Annotated in this window: 12 protein-coding genes; 6 read left to right on the forward strand and 6 right to left on the reverse strand. The window is 67.3% G+C overall.

The features are described from left to right. Window positions 1–31: 31 nt before the first annotated feature. Window positions 32–748 carry an alpha/beta hydrolase gene (locus AB0N05_RS08510; protein WP_364689223.1) on the reverse strand — a complete coding sequence of 239 codons (717 nt, stop codon included), beginning with the start codon at window positions 746–748 and terminating at the stop codon, window positions 32–34. A 179-nt stretch (window positions 749–927) separates the two neighbouring features. Between AB0N05_RS08510 and AB0N05_RS08515 the strand changes: the two genes are divergently transcribed. From AB0N05_RS08515 to AB0N05_RS08525, 3 genes are all read left to right on the forward strand, one after another. Further along, window positions 928–1,320 carry an OB-fold nucleic acid binding domain-containing protein gene (locus AB0N05_RS08515; protein WP_364689226.1) on the forward strand — a complete coding sequence of 131 codons (393 nt, stop codon included), beginning with the start codon at window positions 928–930 and terminating at the stop codon, window positions 1,318–1,320. A 153-nt stretch (window positions 1,321–1,473) separates the two neighbouring features. Then, the gene (locus AB0N05_RS08520; RefSeq protein ID WP_364689627.1) at window positions 1,474–2,085 is read left to right on the forward strand and encodes a DUF3159 domain-containing protein; all 612 of its coding nucleotides are present in this window, start codon (window positions 1,474–1,476) and stop codon (window positions 2,083–2,085) included. A 237-nt stretch (window positions 2,086–2,322) separates the two neighbouring features. Then, the gene (locus AB0N05_RS08525) at window positions 2,323–2,949 is read left to right on the forward strand and encodes a sigma-70 family RNA polymerase sigma factor (RefSeq protein WP_364689630.1); all 627 of its coding nucleotides are present in this window, start codon (window positions 2,323–2,325) and stop codon (window positions 2,947–2,949) included. A 110-nt stretch (window positions 2,950–3,059) separates the two neighbouring features. On the opposite strand, the gene AB0N05_RS08530 is transcribed toward AB0N05_RS08525, so the two are convergent. Both AB0N05_RS08530 and AB0N05_RS08535 read right to left on the reverse strand, forming a co-directional pair. Next, the gene (locus AB0N05_RS08530; RefSeq protein WP_364689229.1) at window positions 3,060–3,758 is read right to left on the reverse strand and encodes a TrkA family potassium uptake protein; all 699 of its coding nucleotides are present in this window, start codon (window positions 3,756–3,758) and stop codon (window positions 3,060–3,062) included. 3 nt (window positions 3,759–3,761) lie between these two features. Continuing rightward, entirely contained in the window at window positions 3,762–4,427 is a 666-nt protein-coding gene (locus AB0N05_RS08535; RefSeq protein ID WP_364689231.1) for a TrkA family potassium uptake protein, read from the reverse strand. Between the two features lie 222 nt (window positions 4,428–4,649). Here AB0N05_RS08535 and AB0N05_RS08540 point away from each other — a divergent pair, with 222 nt between their 5' ends. Next, a complete protein-coding gene (locus tag AB0N05_RS08540; protein ID WP_364689234.1) occupies window positions 4,650–6,638 on the forward strand; it encodes an APC family permease in 1,989 nt (662 codons plus the stop codon). Beyond that, on the forward strand, window positions 6,635–8,281 hold the full coding sequence (locus AB0N05_RS08545) for a TRAM domain-containing protein (RefSeq protein ID WP_364689236.1): 1,647 nt from the start codon (window positions 6,635–6,637) through the stop codon (window positions 8,279–8,281). The genes AB0N05_RS08540 and AB0N05_RS08545 overlap by 4 nt, the downstream gene beginning before the upstream one ends. Before the next feature lie 140 nt (window positions 8,282–8,421). On the opposite strand, the gene AB0N05_RS08550 is transcribed toward AB0N05_RS08545, so the two are convergent. Both AB0N05_RS08550 and AB0N05_RS08555 read right to left on the reverse strand, forming a co-directional pair. After that, window positions 8,422–9,099, reverse strand: a complete 678-nt coding sequence (locus AB0N05_RS08550) for an SIMPL domain-containing protein (RefSeq protein ID WP_364689239.1) — start codon at window positions 9,097–9,099, stop codon at window positions 8,422–8,424. Between the two features lie 221 nt (window positions 9,100–9,320). Continuing rightward, complete coding sequence (locus AB0N05_RS08555; protein ID WP_364689241.1) at window positions 9,321–10,244, reverse strand: LysR substrate-binding domain-containing protein; 924 nt, start codon at window positions 10,242–10,244, stop codon at window positions 9,321–9,323. 89 nt (window positions 10,245–10,333) lie between these two features. On the opposite strand from AB0N05_RS08555, the gene mqo reads away from it, so the two are divergent. After that, a complete protein-coding gene (mqo, locus tag AB0N05_RS08560; protein WP_364689244.1) occupies window positions 10,334–11,830 on the forward strand; it encodes a malate dehydrogenase (quinone) in 1,497 nt (498 codons plus the stop codon). Window positions 11,831–11,942: 112 nt separating this feature from the next. Here the strand turns inward: mqo and glsA are convergent, their stop codons facing one another. Further along, complete coding sequence (gene glsA, locus AB0N05_RS08565; RefSeq protein WP_364689247.1) at window positions 11,943–13,814, reverse strand: glutaminase A; 1,872 nt, start codon at window positions 13,812–13,814, stop codon at window positions 11,943–11,945. Between the last annotated feature and the right edge of the window lie 14 nt (window positions 13,815–13,828).

Genomic DNA, 13,828 nt, shown 5'->3' on the forward strand with positions numbered 1-13,828 from the left:
GGCGAACTCGTTTTGTGGCGTTGGCAATTCGTCAGGGGGTGGCGACGCGGCGGGGGAGGAGGGCGTTGAGGCCGCGCGTGCCGAGGACGGCCGGGTCTGCCCCGAGTTCGGCCAGGGTGATGGCATGCAGGTCGGCGCGGGGGATGAGGGCGGTCCAGTGTTCGGCTACGGCGATGGGGTGCACCGGATCGTCGCTCGCGCCGATGATCGCGACCGGTGCGGTGACGCTTGTCAGCACTTCGGGCTCGGGCCAGCGGTAGGCGGCGGCTTCTTCCAGTGCGGCGGGGAGGTCCGGCCACTGCGAGCGCCAGGAGCGAGTCAGGGCTTCGGCCAGCCACTCTGGGCTGGAGGCTTGCATGCGGGCGAGTACGGCGTCGAGGCCGTCGGCGCGCAGAGCGGAGGCTGTGGCGGCGGCGCTGAGTGCGGCCGGGCAGTCGGTGGTGTCGGCTCCGGTCCAGGCGGGGAGCGCGGCGACCACGCCGAATGCGGATTCGGGGTGGCGTGCGGCCCAGTTCACAGCGACGGCCGCGCCGAGTGAGATTCCCGCGACAAGTACCGGGCCCGAGCGTGCGGCGTCATTGAGCGCGGCCTCGTAGCTGTCGATGACTCGCCGCGGGTCCGGGTCCACCGCGAGGAACGGCAGATCCAGTGCGGCGCAGGCGGATCCGAAGGCCCGGCGGGCGAAATGGGCGTCGGAGCCGGTTCCGGGCAGGGCGACGGCGACCGCCGGACTTGGAAGATCGAGCACGGCCCGAGCGTACTGAGGACGGGCGCGCGTGGCGGGGGCAGGCCGGTACATCTACAGTGGCGGTGGTACGGCCACCGCCGGTCGTGTGGGCTTGTTGTATCCAATCAACCCACCTGGCGCGTGGGAAGAACGAACGACGTGAGACCCACGCCGTGTTGCTCTACAGGAGAGCGTGCGAGATGCCATCCCCAGGTGGGAAGGACACCCCCTCAGGTTATTTCCGGCGGCTCGGGCGCCGGTTGACCGAGGATCTGGATCGTTTGGATGCCGAGGAGCTCGCCGAGACGTCGGAGGCGTCGGGCGCGTGCCGGGCATCGGAGTGTCGGCGCGGTGAAGAGGTCACCATGCTGGGCCGGTTGCGCAGCGTCGAGGCGTGTCCGAAGACCGCGGGCGCCGAGGTCGAGGCGGAGTTCTTCGACGGCACCGACAGCGTGGCGCTGGTCTGGATCGGGCGGCGTCGCATCCCCGGAATCGAGCCGGGCCGCCGTATTCTGGTCCGCGGCCGCATCGGCCAGCGCGATGGCGGCAAGGTTATCTTCAACCCCTACTACGAACTTCGTGAGAATTCCTGACGCATGCCGATACCCGCCAGCAGCAATGACGAGGGCCGCGAAGTCACCTTCCGCAAGGCCGACTCCGCCGAACTCACCGACGCCGAACTCGAACGGGATCATGCCCTCGAGGAGGAGCGTGAGGAGGAGGCCGAGCAGACGCTGCTCGAGCAGATGGGCGGTTTCAGCGGCCTGATCTACTCCTCGCTGCCCGTGCTGGTGTTCGTGCCGGTGAATTCCCTGCGCGGGCTGACCACCGCGATCTGGGCGGCCCTGGGCGTCGCTACGGCCATCCTGGTGTGGCGGCTGGTGCGCAAGGGCCCGGTGCAGCCCGCGATCTCCGGATTCCTGGGGGTCGGCGTGTGCGCGTTCATCGCCTATCGGATGGGGGAGGCCAAGGGCTTCTTCCTGTTCGGCATCTACGCCAGCCTGGTCTACGCGGGCGCGTTCCTGCTGTCGCTGGTGGTGCGTTGGCCGCTGGCGGGCGTCATCTGGGGCGTGCTGAACGGGCACGGCACCGAGTGGCGCTCCGATCGCCGGGCCATGCGGCTCTATGACATCGCGACCGCGGTGTGGGCCGTGGTCTTCGGGGCGCGGTACGTGGTGCAGAACCATCTGTACGCCTCCGACAGCACCGGCCTGCTGGCCGTGGCGCGGCTCGCCATGGGCTGGCCGCTGACCGGTGTGGCGCTGGTGGTGACGGTGTGGGCGGTTCGCCGCGCCGGGCATTTGCCCGCTACATCCGGTTCGACCACCCCCGGCAAGACCGGTGAGTCTGTCGCCTGAGTAGGCCGCGACCAGCGCCTTATCGTTCTATCCGCCCGCCGCGCAACACCTTCGGGGGGATTGGGTGGCGGTAGGGGGTGCCCACCCCACCCCTGGGGTACCTATTTCGAAGGCCCGGAACCGAGCACGATCTTTCTCAGAAGGTACGGAGAAAGGATCGCTGAGTTGGTAACCGACGGCAAGGCAGTAGCAACGTCGCAGGACCGGGTCGAGGGGCCGGGTGCGACAGTGCAGGCAATCCCTCGCCGACACCAGGCGGCGCGGGGAACGAAGGCAAACAGTGCGGCGACGTCGGAGTCCCGGCGTGCCGCAGCGGAATTGGAGAAGCTGATCGGACCGGCCGCGGCCGGTGACCGGGCGGCGGTCTCGGAAATCCTCAAGGTGATCTACCCGCTGGTGCGGCGCTATTGCGCGGCCCGCATGAGCGGTTCGGGTCACCTGCATGTGACCGCGGACGATGTGGCCCAGGAGATCTGCCTGGCCACCGTGCAGGCCATTCCGCGCTACCGGGATCAGGGCAAGTCGTTCCTGGCATTCGTGTACGGCATCTCGGCCAATAAGGTCGCCGACGCGTTCCGCCGGGCACAGCAGCACCCGGCCTATCCGGTGGCGGAATTCCCGGACGCGCCGATGCTCGAGGCGGGACCGGAGGAACGGGCCTTGCAGTCCGAAACCCGCCGGGCCACCCGGGATCTCATGAAGGTGCTGGCGCCGACTCATCGCGAGGTGCTGGTCATGCGCATCGTGCTGGGCTGGACCGCGGCGCAGACCGCCGAGGCCATCGGCACCAGCCCGGGCGTGGTCCGGGTCATGCAGCACCGGGCTCTGAACAAGCTGCGCGCGGAGTTGCGCGCGGCCTCCTGATCGCCGGATGCGCGCACCGGATGAATCGGCGGTACGGGGAGTCCGCCGACAGCACGGCAGGTACGCGAAGACGATGATCGAAGAAAGACAGCGCCGGGTCGGCGTCGAGCTCAGGCTACGACGTCGGCCTCGGCGTTCACGGCGCCGAAGCCATTGACGCCCAGCGCCTTACGCAGGTCGTCCTCGGCCTCCACGGAGGTGACGAACAGCAGTTCGTCCGCGCCCTCCAGCGGATCGTCGGCCTGGGGCACGATGACCCGGCCGCCCCGCAGAATGGTCACCAGGGCGGCGTCGCGCGGCAATTGCAGCGTGCGAACGGCCTTGCCCGCCAAGGGGGTATCGGTGGGCAGTGTGATCTCCACCAAGTTGGCTTGGCCCTGACGCAGCGTCATCAGGCGCACCAGATCGCCCACGGACACGGCCTCTTCGACGAGTGAGGCCAGCAGGCGCGGCGTTGAAACCGCCACGTCGACGCCCCATGAGGTGTCGAACAGCCACTCGTTGCGCGGATCATTCACGCGGGCGACGACTCGTCCCACGCCGAATTCGGTCTTGGCGAGCAGGGAGAACACGAGATTCACCTTGTCGTCGCCGGTGGCGGCGATCACCACGTCATAGGTCTCCATCCCGGCCTCTTCGAGCGTTTCCAGCTCGCAGGCATCGGCATGCGTCCACACGGCGGTGGGGGCGATGGCCGGATCGATGTGATCGAGGCGGCGTTCGAGCAGCATGACCTGGTGGCCGCCGCGCAATAGCTCCTGGGCGATGGATCGGCCGACTGCGCCGGCGCCCGCAATGGCTACCTTCATGATCTAGTCCTCGCTCGCGGGGGGATTACCGGCCAGAGCGACAGCCTCGCCCACGGTGCCGGAAGTGGCGGCGACGTAGACGGTGTCGTCGGCCTGCAGCACGGTTTTGCCGTTCGGGAGCATGCCCTGCCCGAAGCGGATGAGGAACGCCACGCGCGCGCCGGTCGCGCCCTCCAGCGAGTGCACGGTCCGGCCGTACCAGTCCTCGTGCAGGATGAGTTCGGTCACTGCGACGGTGCCCGTGGGGTCGCGCCAGGTGGTGGTGCTCTGATCGGCGACCAGGGTGCGCAGGAAGCGGTCGGTGGTCCACGGCACGGTGGCGATGGTCGGAATGCCCAGGCGCTCGTAGACGGCGGCGCGCTTGGCGTCGTAGATGCGCGCGACCACGCGCTCCACACCGAAGGTCTCGCGGGCCACGCGCGCGGAGATGATGTTGGAGTTGTCGCCCGAGGAGACGGCCGCGAAGGCGCCCGCCCGCTCGATTCCGGCCCGGGTCAGCACATCCCGGTCGAATCCGACACCGGTGATGCACAGTCCGGGGAAATCGCGGCCCAGGCGCAGGAAGGCGCTGGAATTCTGGTCGATCACCGCGACTTCGTGGCCGATGCGGACCAGGGCCCGCGCGAGCGAGGAACCTACCCGCCCACACCCCATGATCACTACGTACACCGTGCGAACCCCATTCCCGAAAAGCGTGGTGTGCGGTTTGGTTGTCTGTTCGGGTGGCAACCGTACCGTTCGTGTTTTTCCCGAGGCAGTTTCCCCCTCAGGTTGCCGTTCAAACCGGAACCGGAAAAAGCTCACACTGTTCAGGGGCCACACTACGGTCCGGAAGCGGTGGTCGTCGCGCCGTGGACACGACCGGCCTCGCCACCCCTTATGCTGCCTAAAGTGTCGAAGTTGACGACGGCCGCCAAGCGCATGCTGGTCGGTCGCCCTTTCCGCAGCGATTCCCTCGGGCACACGCTGCTGCCCAAAAGAATCGCACTCCCGGTCTTCGCATCGGACGCGCTTTCTTCCGTGGCGTACGCGCCCGAGGAAATCTTCCTGGTGCTGTCCGTGGCCGGGTTGTCCGCCTACACGTACGCGCCATGGGTGGGCCTCGCGGTCGCCCTGGTGATGGCGGTGGTCGTGGCCAGCTACCGGCAGAACGTGCACGCCTACCCGTCGGGCGGCGGTGACTACGAGGTCGCGACCAAGAACCTCGGACCCACCGCGGGCCTCACGGTCGGCAGTGCCCTGCTGGTGGACTATGTGCTCACCGTGGCGGTCTCGATCTCGTCCGCGGCCTCCAATATCGGATCCGCCGTCCCATTCGTCGGGACGCACAAGGTGTTGTTCGCGGTGGCGGCGATCGTGCTGCTGACGGCGGTGAATCTGCGCGGTATTCGAGAATCCGGCACCGCCTTCGCCATTCCGACCTATGCCTTCATGATCGGCATGTTCCTCATGCTCATCTGGGGATTCACCCGCATCGGGATTCTCGGCGATCAGGTGCATGCCGAGTCCTACGGATTCGAGCTCAAGCCCGAAGGTGATCATCTCGTCGGTCTCGCCTTCGTATTCCTGATCGCCCGCGCATTCTCCTCCGGATGTGCCGCGTTGACCGGTGTCGAGGCGATCAGCAATGGGGTACCCGCTTTCCGTAAGCCCAAGTCCCGCAATGCCGCCACCACTTTGTTGCTCCTGGGCACCATCTCGGTGTCGATGTTCATCGCCATGATCGTGCTGGCGCAGCGGATCGGAATCGTCTACGCGCACAACACCTCGGACCTGATCGGCGCACCGGCCGGGTATGAGCAGAAGACGATGGTGGCGCAGCTGGCGGGCGCGGTATTCAGCGGATTCCCGGCCGGGTTCTACTTCATCACCATCGTGACCGCGCTGATCCTGGTGCTGGCGGCCAATACCGCGTTCAACGGATTCCCGGTGCTGGGTTCGATTCTGGCGCAGGACCGATTCCTGCCGCGACAGCTGCATACGCGTGGTGACCGGCTGGCATTCAGCAATGGCATCCTGTTCCTGGCCGGTGCCGCGATCGCGTTCGTGGTGCTGTTCGGGGCCGAGGTGACCAAGCTCATTCAGCTCTACATCGTCGGCGTGTTCGTGTCCTTCGTGCTGAGTCAGACCGGCATGCTGCGGCATTGGACGCGGTTGCTGCGCACCGAGACCGATCCGGCGCAGCGGTCGCGGATGAAGCGGTCGCGGGTGATCAATGCCATCGGCCTCGTCATGACCGCCACCGTGCTGGTGATCGTGCTCGTCACCAAGTTCCTGGCGGGTGCGTGGATCGCCATCGTCACCATGCTGGCGATCTTCGGGATCATGAAACTCATTCACCGGCACTACGACACGGTGTCGCGGGAACTGGACGAGACCGAATGGGATGGCGTGCTGCCGAGCCGCACCCACTCCATCGTGCTGGTGTCCAAGCTGCATCTGCCGACCAAGCGGGCCATCTCCTACGCGCGCGCCACCCGGCCGGACACGCTCGAGGCCATCACGGTGAACGTGGATGAGCCCGATACCCGGGCGCTGGTGCGGGAATGGGAGCGCAGCGATATCACCGTGCCGCTCAAGGTGATCGAATCGCCTTATCGTGAAATCACCAAGCCGGTGGTGGATTACGTGAAGCGGGTCCGCAAGGATTCCCCGCGCGACATCGTCACCGTGTTCATCCCCGAATACGTCGTCGGACATTGGTGGGAACAGTTGCTACACAACCAGAGCGCCCTGCGATTGAAGGGGCGCCTGCTGTTCGAGCCCGGCGTCATGGTGACCAGCGTGCCCTGGCAGCTCAGCTCCTCCGCCAAGGCCGCCCGGCCCCGCGCGGTCAATGCGCCCGGTTCGGTGCGCCGCGGATTCGGAGATGAATCGTGAGTTCCCACACCGGTTCCGACTGGCTCGGCTCGGTCTTCGAGGTCCGCCTCGGCCCGCCCGGCCACGGCGGCTTCTGCGTGGCCCGCCACGAGGGGCGAGTCCTGTTCGTGCGCCACGGCCTGCCCGGCGAATTCGTCCGCGCGGTGGTCACCGAGGACCGCGGCTCCTTCTGCCGCGCCGACGCCGTCGAAATCCTCGAACCCTCCGCCGACCGCATCCCCGCCACCTGCCAGGTCTCCGGTCCCGGCGGCGCGGGCTGCTGCGACTTCTCCTTCGCCACACCGGAAGCCCAGCGCGCGCTCAAGGCCTCCGTCGTCTCCGAGCAACTGCGCCGCCTCGCGGATTGGGAGCCGGAGTTCGTCGTCGAGGCCATCCCCGCCGGACTTGTCCGGCCCAGTGGCCTTGTGACACCGCGAGGTACGCACGCCTCGGCCCACACACCGGGTCGGCTCGGCGGCGTGGCGACTGGGTGGCCCGCGCACTTGCGAGGTACACCGCCCCAAGATGACGCTGCACGGACTGCGACCATCACGTCCGATACCGCCACCCGGGGTACGCGGACCGGGGCCGACGCCGATACGGCTGCCTCGGGCGCTGGGTCGGAGACCCGCGCGGCTGTCCGGGACGCACAGGTGAATGCCGCTGCGGCTGGGCGTGGTTCGCGAACCGAAGCGATGTCGCCGAGCGCTGGGGCAGCTGCCGATGCGGTGGTTGCGGACGCGCCTACGAGTGGGTGGCGTAGCCGGGTGCGGCTGGTGGTGGATGCGCACGGGAACGCCGGTGTGCACCGGTATCGCAGCACCGAGGTGATCGCGGATCTGCGCTGCCCGCAGCCTATGGCGGGTGCGATGGAGGGGATCGGCGAGCGGACGTGGACACCGGGCGCGGATCTCGTTGTGGCCGTGGATGGTGACGGCATGCGGCATATCGTCGAGCTGGCCCCGCCCGAGGAGGGGCATGGCTCCGGGCGTGACCGGTCCGGCGGTCGTGAGGGCCGCCGCGGTGCGGACCGTCGCAGCACGACGGCTCGGCGGGCCGCCGCACACCGCGCCCGGGTCGAGCGTGTGGTCGATGGCACCGGCCAACCCGTGCAATACGTGTCGGGCCGCCGCTGGGAGCTGTCGGCCACCGGGTTCTGGCAGCCCCATTACGGTGCCGCACAGCGCTATTCCGATGTCGTGGCCGAGTGGTCCGATGCGGCACCCGGCGGACTCGCCTGGGATCTGTACTGCGGCGTAGGCGTTTTCGCCGCCCGCCTGGCCGACCAGGTCGGCCAGACCGGCGCGGTCCACGGCGTGGAATCCGCCCGCACAGCCGTCGCCGAAGGTCGCATCGCCCTGACCGACCAGCCCTGGGTGGACCTGAGCGCCGAACGAGTCGAGCACTGGATAGCCGAACAGCCCGCCACCTCACCGGATGTCGTAGTACTGGACCCCCCGCGTGCGGGCGCGGGCAAGGACGTCATCAACGCCCTCACCGAGCGCAATCCGGGCCGCATCATCCATATCGGCTGTGACCCAGCCTCTTTCGCCCGAGACATCGGCCTCTACCGAGCCGCGGGCTACCAGCCTTCCAAGCTGCGCGTCTTCGACGCTTTCCCCGGTACCCACCATGTCGAATGCATCGCCCTACTGGAGCGCTGACCCAAGATCCCAGCAGCCCCTGGTGGATTCACCCCACCATCCCGCATCGAGTGTTCAATGGCGCAGGGCCTTTCTCGGCGAATGCCTGCACCAGTGAACACTCGATGGTGAGGTGGCTGATGGGCTCCAGCCGGGGTGGGTTAGTTGAGTTGCCAGGTGACTCGGACTGTGGCGGAGAGTTCGCTTTCGCCGAGTTCGACCGGGACGGAGCCACCTGCGTCCATGGATCGCTTGGCGGCGGCGAAGGCTATGCGGGGGACGGGCATTGGGTCGGAGGTGTTCTCGGTGATTTCGAGGACGGTTCCGAGAGTGCGGCCGGAGCGGGTGGCGTATTGGTCGGCCTTGGATTTGGCGTGATCCCAGGCGGCGTCGCGGGCTTGGGTGAGGAGGGATTCCTCGTCGTCGACGGTGAGGGTGAGGCCGCCTAGACGGACGTCGTCGCCACCCGCGTCCACCGCGTGGGCGATGATCGCGGCTGGGCCGGTCGCGTCGGTGGTCTTCGCGCTGAGGTCGCGCAGGGTCACCGTCAGGGAAGTGCTGGCGACGTAGCCGATGATCTTCTCGCGATTGTTGTCCGTCCAGACGGTATTGGTGCGCACCGATAGCCCGCTGGTGGAGATGTCGCGGGGTTGGACATTGTCACCGCGCAGGGACTGGATGACGGAGTCGGTGCGTTCTCCGGCGCGGGAGTAGGCGAGAGCCACGGTATCGGCGTGGGTTTCGATGGAGACGGTGACGCGCATGATGTCGGGGGTGGCGCTCGCGCTTCCGGAGCCATAGGTGGTGATGGTGCCGGTGGTGGCCTCGCTGCTGGTCACGGGCGTCCTCTCGCTGGGTTCCGGGGCAACCCAGCCGATGCTACCGACGCCCGACACACCGCGAACCCCGCCGCGCCGCTTCCCCGCGGGGGCCACCCGCCGGTACAAAGTCGAACGCCGATATGCCCGCGACGATCTCATCGCCCGATCCCGCGTCCCTGATTTCGCCGAGGAAGTGGCAGCTGCGGAATCTCGGCTCTGACCGATCTGCCCCCGCACTGTCAGGGCTGTTGCGGCGCTGTCCGCCACTGGAACCGCTCGGCGTGAGTGGCGAGGTAGTCGTGCAGGCGGGCCACCGCGGGGGTGGGGCGGTGGTTTCCGGAGACGAGGCCGATGGTGCGGTCGCGTGGGGTGGTGAGGGAGATGCGGTGCAGGTCGGGGTGGGGGGTTTCGGGTTCGGGGAGCAGGGCGATGCCGAGGCCGTGGGCGACGAGGGCGCGCAGGGTTTCGAATTCGGTGATCTCGAAGGCGACGTTCGGGGTGAATCCGGCTTCGGCGCACCAGGAGTCGAGCATGTGGCGCAGGTGATAGCTGGGTGGGTTGGCGATGAATCGTTCCTCGGCCAGTTCGGTGAGATCGACCGTGTGCTGTGCGGCGAGCCGGTGATGGCGGGCGACGTACACGTGAATGCGCTGGTGGCCCAACACGATTGCCGGGAGATCCGCGGGGGAGGGGATCATGACCGCGAGGTCGAGGCGGCCCGCGCGAATCTGGTCGGCGAGGGCTTCGCCGTGGGCCTGGACCAGGTGCAGGCGGATTCGTGGTGCGGCGGTGTGGAAGTCGGCCAGCAGCGAGGGCATGCTGACCGGTCCGAGGGTGAGCGGGAAGCCGAAGCGGACGAGACCACTGTCGGGGTCGGCATTGCTGCGCACCACGCTGACCGCGTCGTCGAGGGCGCGCACCAGGTCTCGGGTGCGTTCGGACAGTTCGCGTCCGGCCGGGGTGAGGGTGATGCCGCGCCCGACGGGTTGGAACAGTTGCACGCCCAGGATCTGCTCGAGGGTCTTCAACCGGCGACTCAGTGAGGACTGCGGGACACCCAATTGCTGGGCCGCGCGTGTGATGTGCCCCTCAGCGGCGGCCGCATCGAAGGCTGCCAGCAGCGGCGCGAGTGCTTCCACCTGGGCCGAAGGATATTCATCCATATCTGGATGATAATCGAGAGTTCTCGGTATTGGACGGATGAGTCAGGCGGGGTGACGATGCAATCAACACCACACAGTGGAGGTTGGAAATGGAACCCGCACACACCACGGCCGTGAAATCCGTTGTCCCGGGAGAGGTCCTCGACGTCGTCCTGATCGGCGGCGGCATCATGTCCGCGACGCTCGGCGCAATGCTCACCAAGCTGCAACCGGACTGGTCCATGGTCATGTTCGAGCGCCTCGGCGAGATCGCGGGGGAGAGCTCGAATGCCTGGAACAATGCCGGGACCGGCCATTCCGGCCTGATCGAACTGAACTACATGCCCGACCCCGAGAATCCGGCCAAGCCCGAACAGATCGCGCGCCTGTTCCAGCTGTCACGCCAATTCTGGTCCGCGCTGGTCGAAGACGGCGATCTCACCGACCCGGCCGCGTTCGTCAACCCGGCACCGCATATGGACGTGGTCTTCGGTGACCGCGATGTCGCCTACCTGCGTCGCCGTTACGAGACGCTGCGCTCGCTCCCGCTGTTCTCTGCCATGAACTACACCGAGGACCCCGACGTGATCGCCGAGTGGGCCCCGCTGCTCATGGCCGGTCGCGACCGCACCGAGCCGATGGCCGCCACCCGATATGAAGCGGGCACCGATATCGATTTCGGTTCGCTCACCGGTTCTCTGGTGAAGACGATGACCGATGCGGGGGCGCAGGTCCTGCTCGGGCGCGAGGTGACCGGACTGCGGCGCGACCCGGATGGCCTCTGGACCGTGACTGTGCGCGACCGGAATACCAAGCGGCGCTTCACGGTCCGTTCGAGGTTCGTGTTCGTCGGCGCGGGCGGCTATGCGCTGAAGTTGTTGCAGAAGGCCCGGATTCCCGAGGTCCGCGGGTATGCGGTGTTTCCGTTCGGCGGGCAATTCCTGCGTACGGATAATCCGGACGTCGTCGGACGGCACGATGCGAAGGTCTACAGCCAGGCGGAACTCGGCGCGCCTCCGATGTCGGTGCCGCACTTGGACAAACGCGTGGTCGACGGCAATGGGTCTCTCTTGTTCGGCCCCTACGCCACGTTCAGCACCCGCCTGCTCAAGCATGGCCGTCTCATCGATCTGTTCACGACCCTGCGCCTGCGAAATATCGCGGTACTGCTCGCCGTCGGAGTCCAGAACCTGCCGCTGGTGCGCTATCTGATCGGCCAACTGCTGGCCACTCGCCGCCGCAAATTCGCTGAGCTGCAACGCTTCTACCCGGACGCCGATCCCGCCGATTGGTATCTGGTGCAAGCGGGCCAGCGGGCTCAGCTCGTCAAGCCGGACCCGCACAAGGTCGGCATTCTGACCTTCGGCACCGAGCTGGTCACGGGCGCGGGCGGCACGATCGCGGGTCTGCTCGGCGCTTCCCCGGGTGCCTCCACCGCTCCGGCGATCATGGTCGATCTGCTGGCGCAGTGCTTCCCGGATCGGAAGGTTCAGTGGGAGCCCGCACTACGGAAGATGATTCCGGGCGTCGAAGCCCCCGTGGATGTCGATCAGCACACCGCCGACGATCACCTCGCTCGGACAGCGCAGATCCTCGGGCTGGCCTGACCCCGGAACGATCTCGCCAGAAGTCTGTGAACATGATTGATCGCCTGCGCCGCAGCGTTCCCGGCTGTCCGCACCTGATCGGGTGGGCGGCCGGGACCGCGGCAGGCTGCTATCAGGCTCCGCCGTGTGCGGCCAGGGCGCGGACCGCGGCATCGGCCTGGGCGTAGGCGGCGGCCGCGAGGCGTTCCAGCAGGGCGAGTTTCACCTCGGGGGCCTTACTGGTGAGCAGGTCGAATTTGGGTGGCGGCAGGACCGCCACGCGGACCGTGGTTTCGGCGTAGACGTCGTTGGCGAAGGCGGCTCCGGCCAGCAGTGAGATTTCGCCGAAGGACATTCCGGGGGAGAGCGATACGAGTCGGTGCCGTCGGCCGGTGCGGTCCTCGAAGGTGAAGCGGACGCGACCGTCGAGGATGAGGAACAGGCCCGCGCGGGGGCTGCCCGCGGCTACGATGCGTTCCCCGCGCGCGATGGTGCGGATCTCGAATTCTTTTGCCAGTTGTTGGCGTTCGTCGTCGGGCATATCGGTCAGGGCCGGATGCTGTTCGACTGTGAATGCCGAATGGTCGGTGTGTCCGGGTGGGCGATGTTTATCCAGAACGAGTTGTTCGCACCATTCGGTGGCCGCATCACGGTCGACGAAGACGCGGCCGCGCGGATCGTTCGGATCGAGGCTGGAAACCATATGTCCGAGTTTCGCCTCGGGATCGACGAGTGCGACGCGGCATCCGGCGGCGGCCAATTCGGCTTGCAGGTCGTCGAGCATGCGGATTGCGATGGGACTCACATCCCCGATTTCGCGGAGATCTAGAACCAAAGCATCTAATTCGCCTGGTATTTGCTCGACGGCGCGGACGGTGGATTCCGCACCCGCGAACAGCAAGTCGCCGTGGAGTTCGAAGATGCGGGCGTGGTCGCCGTATTGCCGCAGAATCTCCAATTCGTCGGCATCGCGTCGCAGCCGCGAGGGTGCATCGGCCGCCGTGTACGCGGCGCGGATGGCGGTGTGCGCGGCGCGGGTGACATGCAAAAAGTGCAGGCCCAATCGGCTGGAGAGTTCGCGGCAGGCCTTCACGCCGCGCACGCTGCTGCCATGTGCGTCCAGTCGCGGGGAGTAGACGGCTATGCCGATCTGGCCCGGCAGCACGGCCAGAATGCCGCCGCCCACACCGCTTTTGGCGGGCAGTCCGACCGTCGTCACCCAGTCTCCGGCGGCGTCGTACATGCCGCTGGTGGTCATGATCGACAGGACCTGCTCAACCAGCGGCCCGGACAGGGCGCGCTCATGGGTCATCGGATTCACGCCGTTATTGGCCAGTGTGGCGGCCATGATCGCCAGGTCACGGCAGGTGACGTCGATGGAGCACTGCCGGAAGTAGCGGTCCACCGCTTCATCCGGATCGATATCGATGATCCCGACGCCGCGCAGCAGATACCCGATGGCGCGATTGCGATATCCGGTGCGCGCCTCGGAGGCGTAGACGGCGTCGTTCATGCGCAGTTCGCGGCCCGCGAATCGGCTGTAGCTGCGGCGGATTCGGGCGAATCGGTCGGCGGCGTCATGGCCTTCGATGAGCGAGGCGGCGGCGATGGCCCCGGCATTGATCATGGGATTGCGCGGCCGCTGCGTCTTCGGATCCAGGCTGATCTCATTGAAAGGTTCCCCGGACGGCTCCACATCGATCCGCTTCGCCACTTCTTCCGGCCCGCGATCGGCCAGCGCCAGTGCGTAGGTGAACGGTTTCGAGATCGACTGAATCGTGAAGGGAATGTCCAGATCTCCGCTGCCGTACACCTGCCCATCCGCGGTTGCCAGACATATGCCGAACGAATCGGGTTGCACCGCCGACAGTTCCGGGATGTAGTCGGCCAGCGTCCCCGAGGTGTCGGCCCGGCACAGCTCGTACACCTCGTCGATGATGCGGGCCACGACCCCGGCGGGCGCTGGAGCTGCGAATCCGCCGGTGGCTGGCTCATTGGGGACCACGCGGCCACTGTATC

The organism is Nocardia sp. NPDC051030, from assembly GCF_040683015.1.
Taxonomy (GTDB): Bacteria; Actinomycetota; Actinomycetes; order Mycobacteriales; family Mycobacteriaceae; genus Nocardia.